Origin of the sequence: Streptococcus oralis subsp. dentisani (genome assembly GCF_002860905.1) — a bacterium.
Lineage (GTDB): Bacteria > Bacillota > Bacilli > Lactobacillales > Streptococcaceae > Streptococcus > Streptococcus oralis_BA.
The window spans coordinates 1-14,610 of the sequence record NZ_PKIG01000004.1 but is presented as its reverse complement, the minus strand read 5'-3'; the positions used below and the strand labels follow the sequence as shown (position 1 = coordinate 14,610).

General features: G+C 42.3%; 14 protein-coding genes and 3 tRNA genes. All 17 read right to left on the bottom strand.

Annotation, left to right across the window (positions count from 1 at the left end; all coding sequences use genetic code 11):
• Positions 1-2 precede the first annotated feature (2 nt).
• The 17 genes from CYK16_RS06850 to CYK16_RS06765 all read right to left on the bottom strand — a co-directional run bounded on the left by CYK16_RS06850 (position 3) and on the right by CYK16_RS06765 (position 14,579).
• Positions 3-1,244, bottom strand: a complete 1,242-nt coding sequence (locus tag CYK16_RS06850) for an aminopeptidase (RefSeq protein ID WP_060806057.1) — start codon at positions 1,242-1,244, stop codon at positions 3-5.
• A gap of 23 nt (positions 1,245-1,267) precedes the next feature.
• On the bottom strand, positions 1,268-1,420 hold the full coding sequence (locus CYK16_RS06845) for a hypothetical protein (RefSeq protein ID WP_000776626.1): 153 nt from the start codon (positions 1,418-1,420) through the stop codon (positions 1,268-1,270).
• Positions 1,421-1,440: 20 nt separating this feature from the next.
• Complete coding sequence (locus CYK16_RS06840; RefSeq protein ID WP_042900272.1) at positions 1,441-1,719, bottom strand: type II toxin-antitoxin system YafQ family toxin; 279 nt, start codon at positions 1,717-1,719, stop codon at positions 1,441-1,443.
• On the bottom strand, positions 1,712-1,975 hold the full coding sequence (locus CYK16_RS06835; protein WP_000047861.1) for a type II toxin-antitoxin system RelB/DinJ family antitoxin: 264 nt from the start codon (positions 1,973-1,975) through the stop codon (positions 1,712-1,714). Before CYK16_RS06835 ends, CYK16_RS06840 begins: the two co-directional genes overlap by 8 nt.
• Before the next feature lie 101 nt (positions 1,976-2,076).
• Positions 2,077-6,468 (bottom strand): PolC-type DNA polymerase III, encoded by a 4,392-nt coding sequence (locus CYK16_RS06830; protein ID WP_060806056.1) that lies wholly within the window; start codon positions 6,466-6,468, stop codon positions 2,077-2,079.
• Positions 6,469-6,571: 103 nt separating this feature from the next.
• A complete protein-coding gene (fusA, locus tag CYK16_RS06825; protein ID WP_000090350.1) occupies positions 6,572-8,653 on the bottom strand; it encodes an elongation factor G in 2,082 nt (693 codons plus the stop codon).
• A gap of 282 nt (positions 8,654-8,935) precedes the next feature.
• Positions 8,936-9,406, bottom strand: coding sequence for a 30S ribosomal protein S7 (rpsG, locus tag CYK16_RS06820; RefSeq protein WP_000087873.1), 471 nt, complete (start codon positions 9,404-9,406; stop codon positions 8,936-8,938).
• Between the two features lie 19 nt (positions 9,407-9,425).
• Positions 9,426-9,839, bottom strand: coding sequence for a 30S ribosomal protein S12 (rpsL, locus tag CYK16_RS06815; protein ID WP_001142332.1), 414 nt, complete (start codon positions 9,837-9,839; stop codon positions 9,426-9,428).
• A gap of 314 nt (positions 9,840-10,153) precedes the next feature.
• Entirely contained in the window at positions 10,154-10,753 is a 600-nt protein-coding gene (locus tag CYK16_RS06805; protein WP_060806055.1) for a response regulator transcription factor, read from the bottom strand.
• Complete coding sequence (locus tag CYK16_RS06800) at positions 10,754-11,851, bottom strand: sensor histidine kinase (RefSeq protein WP_060806054.1); 1,098 nt, start codon at positions 11,849-11,851, stop codon at positions 10,754-10,756.
• Positions 11,851-12,588 carry an ABC transporter permease gene (locus tag CYK16_RS06795; protein WP_060806053.1) on the bottom strand — a complete coding sequence of 246 codons (738 nt, stop codon included), beginning with the start codon at positions 12,586-12,588 and terminating at the stop codon, positions 11,851-11,853. Before CYK16_RS06795 ends, CYK16_RS06800 begins: the two co-directional genes overlap by 1 nt.
• A 1-nt stretch (position 12,589) precedes the next feature.
• A complete protein-coding gene (locus CYK16_RS06790) occupies positions 12,590-13,474 on the bottom strand; it encodes an ABC transporter ATP-binding protein (RefSeq protein WP_060806052.1) in 885 nt (294 codons plus the stop codon).
• Positions 13,461-13,655, bottom strand: a complete 195-nt coding sequence (locus CYK16_RS06785; protein WP_060806051.1) for a hypothetical protein — start codon at positions 13,653-13,655, stop codon at positions 13,461-13,463. Before CYK16_RS06785 ends, CYK16_RS06790 begins: the two co-directional genes overlap by 14 nt.
• Positions 13,652-13,843 (bottom strand): hypothetical protein, encoded by a 192-nt coding sequence (locus tag CYK16_RS06780; RefSeq protein ID WP_012972435.1) that lies wholly within the window; start codon positions 13,841-13,843, stop codon positions 13,652-13,654. Before CYK16_RS06780 ends, CYK16_RS06785 begins: the two co-directional genes overlap by 4 nt.
• 478 nt (positions 13,844-14,321) lie before the next feature.
• A tRNA-Pro gene (locus tag CYK16_RS06775) sits at positions 14,322-14,395 on the bottom strand.
• 15 nt (positions 14,396-14,410) lie between these two features.
• Positions 14,411-14,484: transfer RNA gene (locus CYK16_RS06770), tRNA-Arg, on the bottom strand.
• A gap of 9 nt (positions 14,485-14,493) precedes the next feature.
• Positions 14,494-14,579: transfer RNA gene (locus tag CYK16_RS06765), tRNA-Leu, on the bottom strand.
• Positions 14,580-14,610: the final 31 nt, after the last annotated feature.

Here is a 14,610-nt window from a genome sequence, read left to right as displayed (position 1 = left end):
CCTTAATTTGCCCAATCTCCGTTACGGAAGAGTGGTACACGTGTCCCATCCTCACGGATACCATCGATATCCATTTGGTTAGAACCAATCATAAAGTCTACGTGAACATCTGAACGGTTAAGCCCCGCAGCTTCAAGCTCCTCTTCGCTCATCTCCGCTCCACCAACTACGCTAGTCGCATAAGCTGCACCGATAGCCAAGTGATTTGACGCATTTTCATCGAAAAGGGTATTAAAGAAGGTAATGCCTGACTGAGAAATTGGACTTGGATCTGGTACCAAGGCACATTCACCTAAGGCACGCGCACCCGCATTTTCAAAGACAAGGTCTTTCATGACCTGATCACCCTTCTCAGCAGTGATATCTACGATTTGTCCATCCTTAAAGATTACCTTAATACCTTCAATGATATTTCCGTTATAGCTAAGCGGTTTTGTAGAAGTGACATAACCATCTGCGCGACGGAAGTCAGGCGCTGTGAAGACTTCCTCTGTCGGCATATTTGGCAAGAATCCTTCGCCCTGTGCATTGATAGCCCCAGCTGATTCCCAAACGTGGTTCTTCGGCAAACCAAGGGTCAAATCGGTCCCTGGCGCTGTGTAGTGAAGGGCTGAAAATTGCTCTTTATTAAGCATATCGGCCTTGCTCTTGAGGATATCTGCATGCTCTTCCCAAGCCTTAACAGGATCTGCTTCGTAGACTCGGCAAGTTTTGAAGATTTGGTCCCAAAGGAGATCAACTGCTTCTTCATCGCTCGCAGCATTTGGAAAGACTTTCTTAGCCCACTCAAGTCCAGCAGCGGCTGCTACAGTCCAACTAACCTTGTTGGATTGAGTTGCGATACGCATTGGCTTCATAGCAAGTCCCATAGCTTTAGCAGAAGCCGAAAGCTTGTCAGCGTCCACTCCGTTCAAGGCACCTGGATCAGATGAACGAACCCCAAGACGGCTAGCTTTGTTCTCTAAAAGATAGTTCATCTCAGCAATCTTGTATTCTGGCACATTGTCCAAACGCTCCATCGGCGCATGGAGGAATTTCTCACGGTTAATGACATCATCTGTCCACTGAACGATAACCTCATGCGCACCCAAGGCATAAGCTTCTTTGACAATTAAGTGAGCCAACTCACGTTGCTCCACATCGATAGAGAGAGCCAAAGTGTGACCAGGTTGCACATTGATTCCGTTCGCAACCAACAATTTCGCATATTTTTCTAGATTTTCTTTAAAATTTGGTAAAACCATTCTATTCTTCCTTTTCTTTTTGTTTATTTTTCTTTCAAAGCAGAAAATAATCCTGCTAAAGCAATGGCACCAGACAAGAGTGCTGTTGATAGAAGAATTGTTTGATCAGCAAGTTCTAATTGATATTCAAATACCTTCTCAGCCGGCTTATCTTCCGCAAAAATTCTTAGTTTCATGAGAACCCCCTTAAAATTTATTAAAACAAATCACTATGACTTCCTGTCCTCAGCAAATTTAAAATCAATTCTTCCTTGTCTACTTTATATACCAGGAGCCAATCCGGCTGGATATGACACTCACGAACTCCTTGAAAATGCTTGGATGCTGTCAGTTGATGATCACGATATCTAGCAGGAAGTTCTTTTTCTTGAACAAGAAAATTTAAAACTTCTTCTAATAATTCTGCCTTCAAACCACGCTTCATAGCCAACTTAAAATCTTTTTTAAACTGTTTATGATAACGAATCTTAAGCACGCAAATCCTCCATCAAGTCAGAGACTGATTCAAAGGATTGGCTCATATTACGATTTTGGTCTAAATCCGTTAATACCTCAAGCAACTTCCGACTCTCGTCTAGTCTAACATCGAAAGGTAAACCCTGATATTGAATAGCTTGACGAAGGAAAATATTGATGGCAGTCGTCATATCCATCCCCAGATTATTAAACACCTGTTGGGCCTGCTCCTTAACCTCACTATCCAGACGGATGCTCATACTCGTCTTTGACATACTCTCACCCTCTTTCTATAGACTATTTTAACAAAAAAGAAGGCCAATGTAAATCTATTGGATATACATTAGCCACTTTTAATAGATTATTAAGCAATTTTTTAAAACAACTCATCAAACAAACTCAACTGATTATCCTCTGGCATATTTCCAAGAATACCCATCTCATCCATCTTTTCAACCAAAGTTGATGAGAGCCCACCACGCTTGCGCAATTCTGTTTTAGAGAGGAATTCTCCCTCTTCACGCGCTCGCACTAGCTGCTTGGCAACGTTCTCTCCTAGACCATCCATTGCTACAAATGGCGGAATGAGGGTATCCCCATCGATAAGGAACTCTGTCGCCTGACTACGATAGAGATCGAGTTTGCCAAACTTGAAACCACGTTCCCACATTTCATTGACAATCTCAAGAGTTGTATAAAGATCAATTTCCACATTAGAGGCTTCATTGTTCTTCCGTTTTTCAGAGATTTCTTCCATTCTACGCTTAATGGCATCCAAGCCCGCACCCATAGTCTTGATATCAAAAGCCTTAGCACGTATTGAGAAGTAAGCACAGTAATAATAAATGGGATGGTGAACCTTGAAGTAGGCCACACGCAAGGCCATCATAACGTAGGCTGCCGCATGGGCTTTAGGGAACATGTACTTAATTTTCCCACAGGACTCGATATACCACTCTGGCACCTTATTAGCCTTCATGGCTTCGATGTAGCCATTGCGTTCCTCTTCGGAAATCTTGAGCCACAAGCCCTTACGTACCCGTTCCATGATAGTAAAGGCCATCTTAGGTTCGAGACCAGCATGCATGAGGTAAACCATGATGTCGTCCCGACAACCGATAACGGTCGACAGGTCCGCAATTCCTTGCTTGATTAAATCCTGGGCATTGCCCAGCCAAACGTCGGTACCGTGGGACAACCCTGACAACTGAAGCAACTCCGCAAAAGTTGTCGGATGGGTTTCATCGACCATGCCTCGGACAAAGTTGGTTCCAAACTCTGGAATCCCCAGCATGCCCGTAGGCGTCCCGATTTGCTCAGGTGTTACCCCTAACACATCAGTCCCAGAAAAGAGGGCCATCACGCCTTCGTCATCCATAGGGATTTCATTAGGATCAATCCCAGACAAGTCCTGCAATTTTCGAATCATAGTCGGATCATCATGTCCCAGTACATCGAGTTTGAGGACATTCTCGTCGATATCATGGAAGTTAAAGTGAGTGGTCTGCCATTCAGCCGTCACGTCATCCGCTGGATACTGGACAGGCGTAAAGTCGTAGACATCCATGTAGTTAGGAATAACAACGATTCCCCCTGGGTGTTGTCCTGTCGTTCGTTTGACACCAGCCGCACCTTGAGCAAGACGTTCCACCTCTGCATCACGATAAAACTTGCCATAATCTCTCTCATAGCCCTTGACAAATCCATAAGCGGTCTTGGCAGCCACCGTACCAACCGTTCCTGCACGGAAGGCATATTCCTCACCAAAGATATCACGCACATCCAAGTGGGCGCTAGGTTGGTCTTCTCCCGAGAAGTTCAAGTCAATATCGGGAACCTTATCCCCATCAAAACCAAGGAAGGTCTCGAAAGGAATATCCTGCCCATTTTTGCTGAGTTTGTGACCACAGTTTGGGCAGTCCTTATTGGGCATATCAAAACCTGAACCGTAAGAACCGTCTGTGATAAACTCACTGTACTGACACTGACCACAGACATAGTGAGGAGAGAGAGGATTAACTTCCGTAATCCCAATCATGGTCGCAACGAAACTAGATCCGACAGATCCACGAGAACCAACCAAGTAACCCCGTTCATTGGAACGTTGTACCAGCATCTGGGAAGCTAGATAAATCACAGCAAATCCATTCCCCAGAATAGAGGTTAGTTCTTTTTCAATCCGCAAATCGACAATATCTGGCAGCGGATTTCCATAAATCTCAAAAGCTTTCTTGTAGGTCAACTCGGCAACTGTTTCTTCAGCCTTGTCGATGAAAGGCGTATACAAGTCACCCTTAACTACCTCAACAGGTTCAAAGATATCTGCCAAGGCATTGGGATTTTCAATAACTAGTTTGCGAGCCAGTTCCTCTCCCAAAAAGGCAAATTCATCCAACATTTCATTAGTCGTTCTAAAATGAGCCTTGGGAAGTGGTGCTGGTTGGGCATGTTCGCCATGACCAATAGTCCGGTTAATCATAGCCCCCTGGCCCAAACTACGGACAATAATTTCACGGTAAATCTCTTCTTCTGGTTCGATATAGTGGACATTCCCCGTAGCCAAAACGGGCTTACCAAGGCGATCTCCAACTTCTATTAAACTCTTGATAATAGTCTGGAGTTCCTCCATATCCTTGACCTGCTCCTTAGCAATCAAGGGAGCATAGATAGCTGGTGGCATGACTTCGATAAAGTCATAATACTTGGCCACCTCAACCGCCGCATCCACACCTTGGGAAACAACTGCGTCAAAAACTTCACCTTCCGAACAAGCCGACCCCAAAATCAAACCTTCCCGATGGGCATCTAGAACTGTTCTCGGAATTCGTGGCACCCCTTCAAAATACTTGGTATTAGACAAGGAAACCAGCTTAAAGATATTTTTTAGACCTACTTGATTCTTGACATAAATAGTTGCATGCTTGATCCGAGCTTTTTTATAAGAGTCTGGACTAATCAAATCAATGTTTAGTCTATCCAAGTCGGTCACACCATGTTTTTCTGCTACTTCTTTGATAAAGATGAAGAGCAGACGACCAGTAGCTTCCGCATCGTAGTTGGCCATGTGGTGATGTTCCAAGGCCACACCAAAACGCTTGGTCAAAGGTCCCAAACCATGACGTTTATACTCAGGATAGAGGTTTCTAGCAAACTCCAGCGTATCAATAACTGGCTGACTAATCTTTGGCAGACCATGACGCTCATAGTTGGCATTCATAAAGCCAACGTCAAAGGTCGCATTATGGGCAACTAAGACTGTATCCTTGCAGAATTCTTGGAATTCTTGCAAAACTTGTTCTAGTGGTTTAGCATTTTTGACATGGTCATCTGTAATTCCAGTCAACTCAGTAGTAAAAGCTGACAAGGGATGCCCAGGATTGATAAATTCATCAAATTCAGCAATGACATTCCCCTTGTACATCTTAGAGGCCGCAACCTGAATCAAATCATTATAGATAGCTGAAAGTCCCGTCGTTTCCACGTCAAAGACCACGTAGGTTGCTTCCGACAAGTCCATCCCCACTTCGTTATAAACGATAGGGACACGGTCCTCCACGATATTGGCTTCCATTCCATAGATTAGCTGGATTCCCGCTTTCTTAGCCGCCTTATAGCCATGTGGGAAGGACTGGACATTCCCATGGTCCGTGATGGCAACCGCCTTGTGTCCCCACTTAGCAGCTGTAGCAACGATTTCTTCGACCTCGGGTAGAGCATCCATGGTCGACATATTAGTATGAGCATGAAACTCAACCCGACGCTCACCTTCTGGCATCAAATCCTTCCGCTCATAGTGAACAACTTCCTGCACATCCTGCACATTCATCGTCAAATCGCGTGTGAAGTTATTCATCTCCACATTCCCACGAACTCGGAGCCAAGAATTTTTCTTGATTAGATCAAATTTCTGAGCCTCTTCCTCATTCTTAACCCACTTTTGCATCGAAAAACTTGAAGTGTAGTCCGTCATTTTAAAGTTGATCAAAACACGCCCTGTTCTGGTCACTTTTTGCTCCACATCAAACACAACCCCTTCAAAGACCAGACGATTTTCCTCAGTCGTCACTTCGATCATAGGAGTAATCTCTGCCTTATCCAGCTTCGGTTTAGCCGCAGCCTTTTTGGCTTGAAAATCAAAGGCTGGTTTCTCTTCAGCTGGAGGTGGTGCCATCTGTTCTAGTTGTTCCATAGCACGGAGCGCTTCCTCATTGGCCGCTTGAACAATCTGCTCATTTTCAGCATGAAAGGCCTCTTCCTGCTCTTGAGTCAGCACATCATTTTTCTCTACTTGACAGTTGAAAGTTGGAAAGCCAAACTTTTCAAGTTGTTTGGCTAAATTAGGAAGATGATTCTTCTTAAAATGTTCCTTATCAATCGCCTCAGAGCCTTCAATAAAGAGTTGATTGCCCTCAGTACGAACTTGCAGATTCTGGTAAAGGGACTTAAAACCTTGGCTAGCACATGGCCCCTCAGAGAAAGCCTCCTTATAGTAGGACTGCAAGAGTTGATTTGAAAATTCTTGAGACCGAGCCTTAATTTCGAAAACAGCTTTATTGCCTGTCTTAGAAAATTCTTCGCTCAAACCTTTCTTTAATTCTAAAAAGATTTCAATCGGTAAAATATTAGAAAATACGAAATGAAACTCCCATACCTTACTAATTTTATGAACCACAACTCGCTCAATATCAGCCTGTGATAAAACAGGATCCTGTCTCATTTCAGCAGATATCCCCAGTTGATTCATTAAAATTTCAAAACTGTTTGACATTCATTTTCCTCACATTATTCTCCTACTATTTTACCATATTTAGAGGTATTTTCTAAAGACAAAAGGAAGCCACTAAGTGACTTCCTTCTAGAGTGAGGACAGATTAGTCTTCACCTTTGTTTTTCTTAATGATTTCTTCTTGTACTGACTTAGGTACATCTTCGTAGTGGTCAAATACCATCATGAATGTACCACGTCCTTGAGATGCAGAACGAAGAACTGTTGCGTAACCGAACATTTCAGCAAGTGGAACGTAAGCACGAACGATTTGGCTGTTACCATGTGCTTCCATACCATCTACACGTCCACGACGAGCAGTTACGTGCCCCATAACATCACCAAGGTTTTCTTCTGGAACAGTGATTGTTACAAGCATCATTGGCTCAAGGATAGCTGGTTGTGCTGATTTAGCAGCTTCTTTAAGAGCAAGTGAAGCCGCGATCTTGAAGGCAGTTTCAGATGAGTCGACATCGTGGTATGAACCATCGTAAAGCTTAGCTTTAACGTCAACCATTGGGTAACCTGCAAGAACACCGTTAGCCATAGATTCTACCAAACCTTTTTCAACCGCTGGGATAAATTCACGAGGAACCACACCACCGACGATTGCGTTTTCGAATTCGAATCCTTTACCTTCTTCGTTTGGAGTAAATTCAATCCATACATCACCGAATTGACCTTTACCACCAGATTGACGTTTGAAGAATCCACGTGCTTGAGTAGAAGCGCGGAATGTTTCACGGTAAGATACTTGAGGTGCACCTACGTTCGCTTCCACTTTGAACTCACGACGCATACGGTCAACAAGGACGTCAAGGTGAAGCTCACCCATACCAGAGATAACTGTTTCGCCAGTTTCAACGTTTGTTTCAACGCGGAATGTTGGATCTTCTTCAGCCAATTTTTGAAGGGCAATACCCATCTTGTCTTGGTCAGCTTTAGATTTTGGCTCAACCATCAATTGGATAACTGGTTCTGGAACGTTGATTGACTCAAGAATGATTTTAGCTTTTTCATCTGTCAATGAGTCACCAGTTGTAGTATCTTTCAAACCAACGGCAGCAGCGATATCACCTGAGTAAACAGTGTCGATTTCTTGACGGCTGTTAGCGTGCATTTGAAGGATACGTCCGATACGCTCACGTTTACCTTTAGAAGTGTTCAATACGTATGAACCTGATTGAAGAACACCAGAGTAAACACGGAAGAATGTCAAACGACCTACAAATGGGTCAGTCATGATCTTGAAGGCAAGAGCTGCAAATGGCTCTTCGTCAGATGCTGGACGAGTTTCTTCTTCGTCTGTATCTGGGTTAACACCTTTGATCGCTGGGATGTCAAGTGGGCTTGGAAGGTAGTCGATAACCGCATCAAGCATCAATTGAACACCTTTGTTCTTGAAGGCAGAACCACACAATACTGGGAAGAATTCAACGTTGATAGTCGCTTTACGGATACCAGCTTTCAATTCTTCGTTAGTGATTTCTTCACCTTCGAGGTATTTCATCATCAATTCTTCGTCAGTTTCAGCAACTGCTTCGATCAATTTTTCACGGTATTCTTGAGCTTGGTCAAGGTATTCAGCTGGGATGTCTTCTTCAAGGATATCTGTACCAAGGTCGTTAGTATAGATTTCAGCTTTCATCTTGATCAAGTCGATGATACCACGGAAGTCATCTTCAGAACCGATTGGCAATTGGATTGGGTGTGCATTTGCTTGAAGACGATCGTGAAGTGTGCTTACAGAGTAAAGGAAGTCAGCACCGATTTTGTCCATTTTGTTGGCAAATACGATACGTGGAACTCCGTACTCAGTTGCTTGACGCCAAACTGTTTCAGTTTGAGGCTCAACACCTGATTGTGAGTCAAGAACGGTAACCGCACCATCCAATACACGAAGAGAGCGTTGTACTTCGATTGTGAAGTCCACGTGTCCTGGTGTGTCGATGATGTTTACGCGGTGGTTGTTCCATTGAGCTGTTGTCGCAGCAGATGTGATAGTGATACCACGCTCTTGCTCTTGCTCCATCCAGTCCATTTGTGACGCACCTTCGTGAGTTTCACCGATTTTATGGATTTTACCAGTGTAGTAAAGAATACGCTCAGTAGTTGTTGTTTTACCAGCATCGACGTGAGCCATGATACCGATATTACGAGTTTTTTCAAGTGAAAATTCGCGTGCCATGAGGTTTGTTTCTCCTATTTATTTTTGATTTCTATTCTATTATAACACGATTTTAATAAAAACGGATAGGCAGGACCTACCCGTTCTCAATGTTTTCATGCTATTGTTGGTTTCAACTTGTAGATTTACAAGTTGAATTGAACTCGGGCTAAAAGCCCAAGTTAGTTGAGTTGAGCTCAAGCTAAAAGTCTGGAGAAAAAGATGAATCTCATTGGTTGCAATCGCAACCTGCTTTGATTCCCTATTTTCTCTGGGACTTTCTTAACGCTTTCGCATCCTATATTACCAACGGAAGTGTGCGAATGCACGGTTAGCTTCAGCCATACGGTGAGTGTCTTCACGTTTCTTAACAGCTGCACCAGTGTTGTTAGCAGCATCCAAGATTTCTTTTGCAAGACGGTCTTGCATTGTGTGTTCACCACGAAGACGAGCGATTGTTACCAACCAACGAAGTCCAAGTGTTGTACGACGTTCTGGACGAACTTCAACTGGGACTTGGTAGTTAGAACCACCAACACGACGTGCACGTACTTCAAGTACAGGCATGATGTTTTCCATAGCTGTTTCAAATACTTCAAGTGCATCGTTTCCAGTAGCTTCTTTGATTTGCTCAAAGGCACCGTAAACGATTGAAGCAGCTGTACCACGTTTACCATCAAGCATAACGCGGTTGATAAGACGAGTAACTAGTTGTGAATTGTAAAGCGGATCTGGCAATACGTCACGTTTTGGAGCTCTATTTTTACGACTCATTTCTCTTTATCCCCTTTCCTTATGCTTTTGGACGTTTAGTACCGTATTTAGAACGGCCTTGTTTACGATCGTTAACACCTGCAGTATCAAGTGCACCACGGACGATATGGTAACGTACCCCTGGAAGGTCTTTTACACGTCCACCACGAAGAAGAACCACGCTGTGCTCTTGCAAGTTGTGTCCGATACCTGGGATGTAGGCAGTAACTTCGATAAGGTTGCTCAAACGTACACGAGCGAATTTACGAAGGGCTGAGTTAGGTTTTTTAGGTGTCATTGTTCCAACACGAGTTGCAACACCACGTTTTTGTGGTGAAGAAACGTTTGTTTGAACTTTTTTATGACTGTTGTAACCAACGTTCAAAGCTGGTGATTTAGATTTTTCTACTTTTGATTTACGCGGTTTGCGAACCAATTGGTTAATTGTAGGCATCTACATTCTCCTGTGTTTTTTTATTTTTGGTGATGATACACTTGGTGACAGCTATCATCTGTGTGTACTTTTGCAACATTTGTCAGCACGTCCCTGTACACTCTTGAGAGACCAAAAGTAAAAAGTACCGTCTATTATTGTAACAAAATTTTCCATTGGTTGTCAAGATATTTTTCTTTTTTATTCTTAATTTTAGCTCTTTTGTGGTGCTCCCCCCAAAAAGAAAAAGGAGGAATCCCACCCTCCTAAAGTTAGTATTGTTCCATTCAATCCCATCAATTTTAACACATAATGTTCAAAAAAATATTATATCATCACAACCAACCAGATTCTTTCGCGATATTAGCTGCCTCTGTTCGATTACCTGCATCTAGTTTCGAAAGAATATTGGTGACATAGTTTCGGACTGTTCCGTTTGATAAATAAAGTTGATCTGCAATTTCTTGGTTAGAGAAACCCTGAGCGACTCCCTTTAAAACTGCGATTTCTTGCTCCGTTAATGGATTGGGATGCGTCATCACCACTTCCATCAATTCAGGCGAATACTCCTTGCATCCCTCAAGGACAGTGTGTAAGGTTTGCATGAGGTCTGCAATGCTTCGTTCTTTTAATACATAAGCATCTACTCCAGCCTTGACCGCACGTTCAAAATACCCAGGACGCTTGAAGGTCGTCACCACAACCACCTTTGTTTCTAGATTTCCTGCTCGTATCCACTCCAAGACTTCAAGACCTGTCTTAACAGGCATTTCTACGTCAAGGATGGCGATATCTACAGACTCCTTTTCTAATAGTTGGATTGCTTCTTGCCCATTCTTGGCTTGAAAGACAGACTCCACATCCGGTTGAAGCGTGAGCAATTGACACATAGCATCTCGCAACATACTTTGATCTTCTGCGACTAACACTTTCATCTACTTTCTCTCCTTATAAGGTAGTCGAACCTGAACTTCTGTCGGTTGTTTCTGACTAATTACCTTTACTTCTCCCGAAAATGGGAGAACACGATCTCGAACTGTATGGAGGTCATCCCCCTTTATATAAGTAAAGCCACAGCCATCATCTCTCACTGTTAGAATGAGTTCTTTCTCTGTCCGTTCTAATTTCAAGTAGACTTTAGACGCTTTAGCATGTTTGATGATATTGGTCACTAATTCAAGCAAAATCATGGAAGCCGTTGACTCCAATTCCTGAGTTAAGCTAGCTGTATCTAGTTGATTACCTATTTCCACCTCAATTCCAGCAATTTCTAACATCTTTTTCACAGTCTCTAGTTCTGATGCCAGAGTTCTAGACTTAAGATTTTCTACAATAGTCCGAACTTCATTCATGGAATCCTTGCTGATCTGGTGAATTTCTTTTAATTCCTTTTCCACCTGTGGATAAGCCTCCATCTGAAATAACTGCAAGGCTAAATCTGTCTTGACACTCAGCATAGCAAAGGTATGTCCCAAGCTATCATGCAAATCTTGACCGATACGACTGCGTTCATTTTCAGCAAGCAATAGATTTATCTGGGCATTTTGCTTAGCCTGTGCTTCTTTCAAATCCTCCACAATCCGAATCCGAATCAAGCCAAAAGTCATTAAATCGACAAAAGCAAGAATTACAAGTAGATAGAATAGAAATTCAACTTCGATTCTCTGAAAAATCAACAGTTGGCCCACAACAAGGACTTGAGCAAGAAGAAAAGTCCAGACATGTAAAGACTTTAAACCACCTACGCTGAAATGATAACTTAAGAGATTAGATAGGAAAAAGAAAAACCAGATATAATTAACAGCAACAAAGGCAGTATTCCCAACTACATAAGTCAGCATGAGGCCCCAATATAGCCAAGATAGGCGCTGGCTCTTAGTTGTTAAAACACCCAAATATGCCACTACAAATAGAATATCAATCAATAAATGCCAGGCAGAAAGCCACCCAGTCACTACAGGTAGGATGGGGAAAATCATAAAAATTAAACTGGCCCAAAACATATAGTGTATGCTTTTCAGTCTTTCAAGCATTAAGCATTCTCCTTATGACCTTGAAGGTAAATGGTCAAACCAAACAAAACTGCTGAAAAAACAAGTAGATAAACTGTAGCTGATAGATTGATGCTACCCTCGTTTAAGAAGGTCTTGAGCAACTCCATCAACTGATAAGTTGGTAGGCACTTCCCGATTGCTTGCATCCAGTCTGGAAATAAAGAGATGGGCATCCAGAGTCCACCTAAAACAGCCAAGCCTAGATAGAGAAGATTGCTCACGACAGACATCAGCTGACTAGAAGGCAAGAGTGTCAAGGTCAAGCCAAGCGCTACAAAAGCTACACTTCCTACTATCAGCAAGAACGCAGCCCCAATCCAGCTTCCTAAAGGCATATCCACACCTCTGACCAAGTGCCCAACTGAGAAAACAACCAGGATTGAGACCAGATAATCAACCATCATACTTGTTATCTTTGATAGATAATATTCTACCATATTTACAGGGGTATGGCGCAATGTTTTCTGCCAGTTGTTGATTTTATCGGTATATAAAACAGCTGGGAATGAAAACATAGCTGTCGACATCATGGAAAAGGCTGTCATGGAGATGAGGTAATCACGCATAAAATTATCTGGTCCACCGGGTGTGTTCTGGTACATGCCTGAAAAGAATAAATAGAAGGCTGTCGGCATCCCTACGGATAATAGATAATAGACTAATTGTCGTTTGGTCAATAGAAATTCTATCTTGTTTAGTGCGGTCCATCGTTTCATCTTAGTCATCTCCCTTTTGTGTTTCTTCAAAGATTGTATCCAGTAAGCTACGATTATTGACTTCAATTTCTTGAATCCTACATCCTGCTTGCACTAACAGTTCCCAAAAAGCATCTGCTTCGCGTGTGACTACTTGTAGAGCATCCTGTTTTTGTGACCAGTTTTCAACCAAGTTTGACTGTTCGACAACTTCCTTATATGCTAGAGGAAGGATAAAGTGCTTTTCAATCTCCTCACTGCGCATGGCTAGAGGTGTTGTATCGCGAATCAACTCTCCCTTATTCAAGACCAAGATTCGATCCGCAGTATGCTCTACCTCTTCGATATAATGGGACGAATAGAGGATGGTTACTCCCTGAGCTTTTAACTCCTGAACAATTTCCCAAAAGCGTTGACGAGTTGAAGTATCCATGGCAGCAGTTGGTTCATCTAAAAAGACAAGCTTTGGTCGCCCAATCAAGGTCAAGACAAAAGAGAAGAGACGCTTTTGCCCGCCTGACAATTTTTCTGCAAATTGCTCTTTCTGTTGCTTGTCAAACTGCAATAGTTGATCGATTTCCTGATTACTCAAGTGATTTGGATAAATTTTTTGAAAGAAAGCAATCAACTCTTTTACCTTTAGTTTCTGAACGATTACATTCTCTTGAGGGAGATAGGATCTAGTGTAGTCTAACTTAGAGCTCGTCACTGGCAAGCCTTGGATGGATACTTGACCGCTTGTGACCAGTTTATCTCCAAGCAAACAGTCCAAGAGTGTGGTCTTCCCAGCACCATTGGGCCCAATCAAGGCGACGCATTCACCTTCAGCTACCTCAAAGGAAATATCCTTCAAAATAGCCTTGCCCTTGATGTTTTTATTTAGGCTTTCTACCTTAATCATGTTCATGATATTCTCCTTTCAGCCACTCCTTTCCCATAGGAAAGGCGATAAAAATCATAAATCCTAGTCCCCAGGCACCACGGATGAATTGGTGAAGGAAGGTTTGATCAAACCAACCTGTAAACATTTCTACCAACCATACCACTAGTGATAGTCCAATAAAAAGATAGAGAAACGCTTTTTTCATTTTTCAAACTCCTTTTTCACATCTGAGACTAATTTCAAACCTTCTCGGATAAGCCAGGACATCATTCCAAATCCTGCAAATAGCTCCCAAGGAAAATGATAGAAATCTTCATCCAATCCTGAGAACATGAGATAAGTCATGACTCCTGCTGCTACTAAACTCATTGCGACAATTACTTTATGCTTCATTTTTTTCTTCCTCCATTTGATACATCTAGTATAATTCTTTAAGGGTAGAATCACTAGAAGCTTCTGTCATGAGGAGATATGACAAATGTCATAAAAGATTCTGTTCAAAACAAGCAAGATACACTATACAATAAAACACAATTAGAAAAATCTAAAGCAGCTTCCTCAAAAGAAATACCAAATCCAATTTAAAATCAAAAGAGCAGAAATTTTTATCGAACAAACACATATATTATAGGCAGAACAAAAAATTCTTCAATTACTTTCTTAAAAGTTTGTAAGAATTATGCAATCTGTCAAATTTTAATTTATGTACCTAAACTACAGTATTCATTGAACAAATCATGAAACAAAAAAGCATACGCAATCAAAATGAATTACTGAAATTTAAAAAAAGAGAGAAGCAAACTGTTTCTCTCTCAATGTATATAATATCTAGTTAAATAAAAAAGATACACCTACGTATCTCTGTAATGAATCGGGAAGACAGGATTCGAACCTGCGACACCTTGGTCCCAAACCAAGTACTCTACCAAGCTGAGCTACTTCCCGAGTTAAATAGAAAAATGCACCCTAGAGGAGTCGAACCTCTAACCGCCTGATTCGTAGTCAGGTACTCTATCCAGTTGAGCTAAGGGTGCTCTATATTATGCCGAGGACCGGAATCGAACCGGTACGATCGTTACCAATCGCAGGATTTTAAGTCCTGTGCGTCTGCCAGTTCCGCCACCCCGGCCTCTCTAAGCGAACGACGGGATTCGAACCCG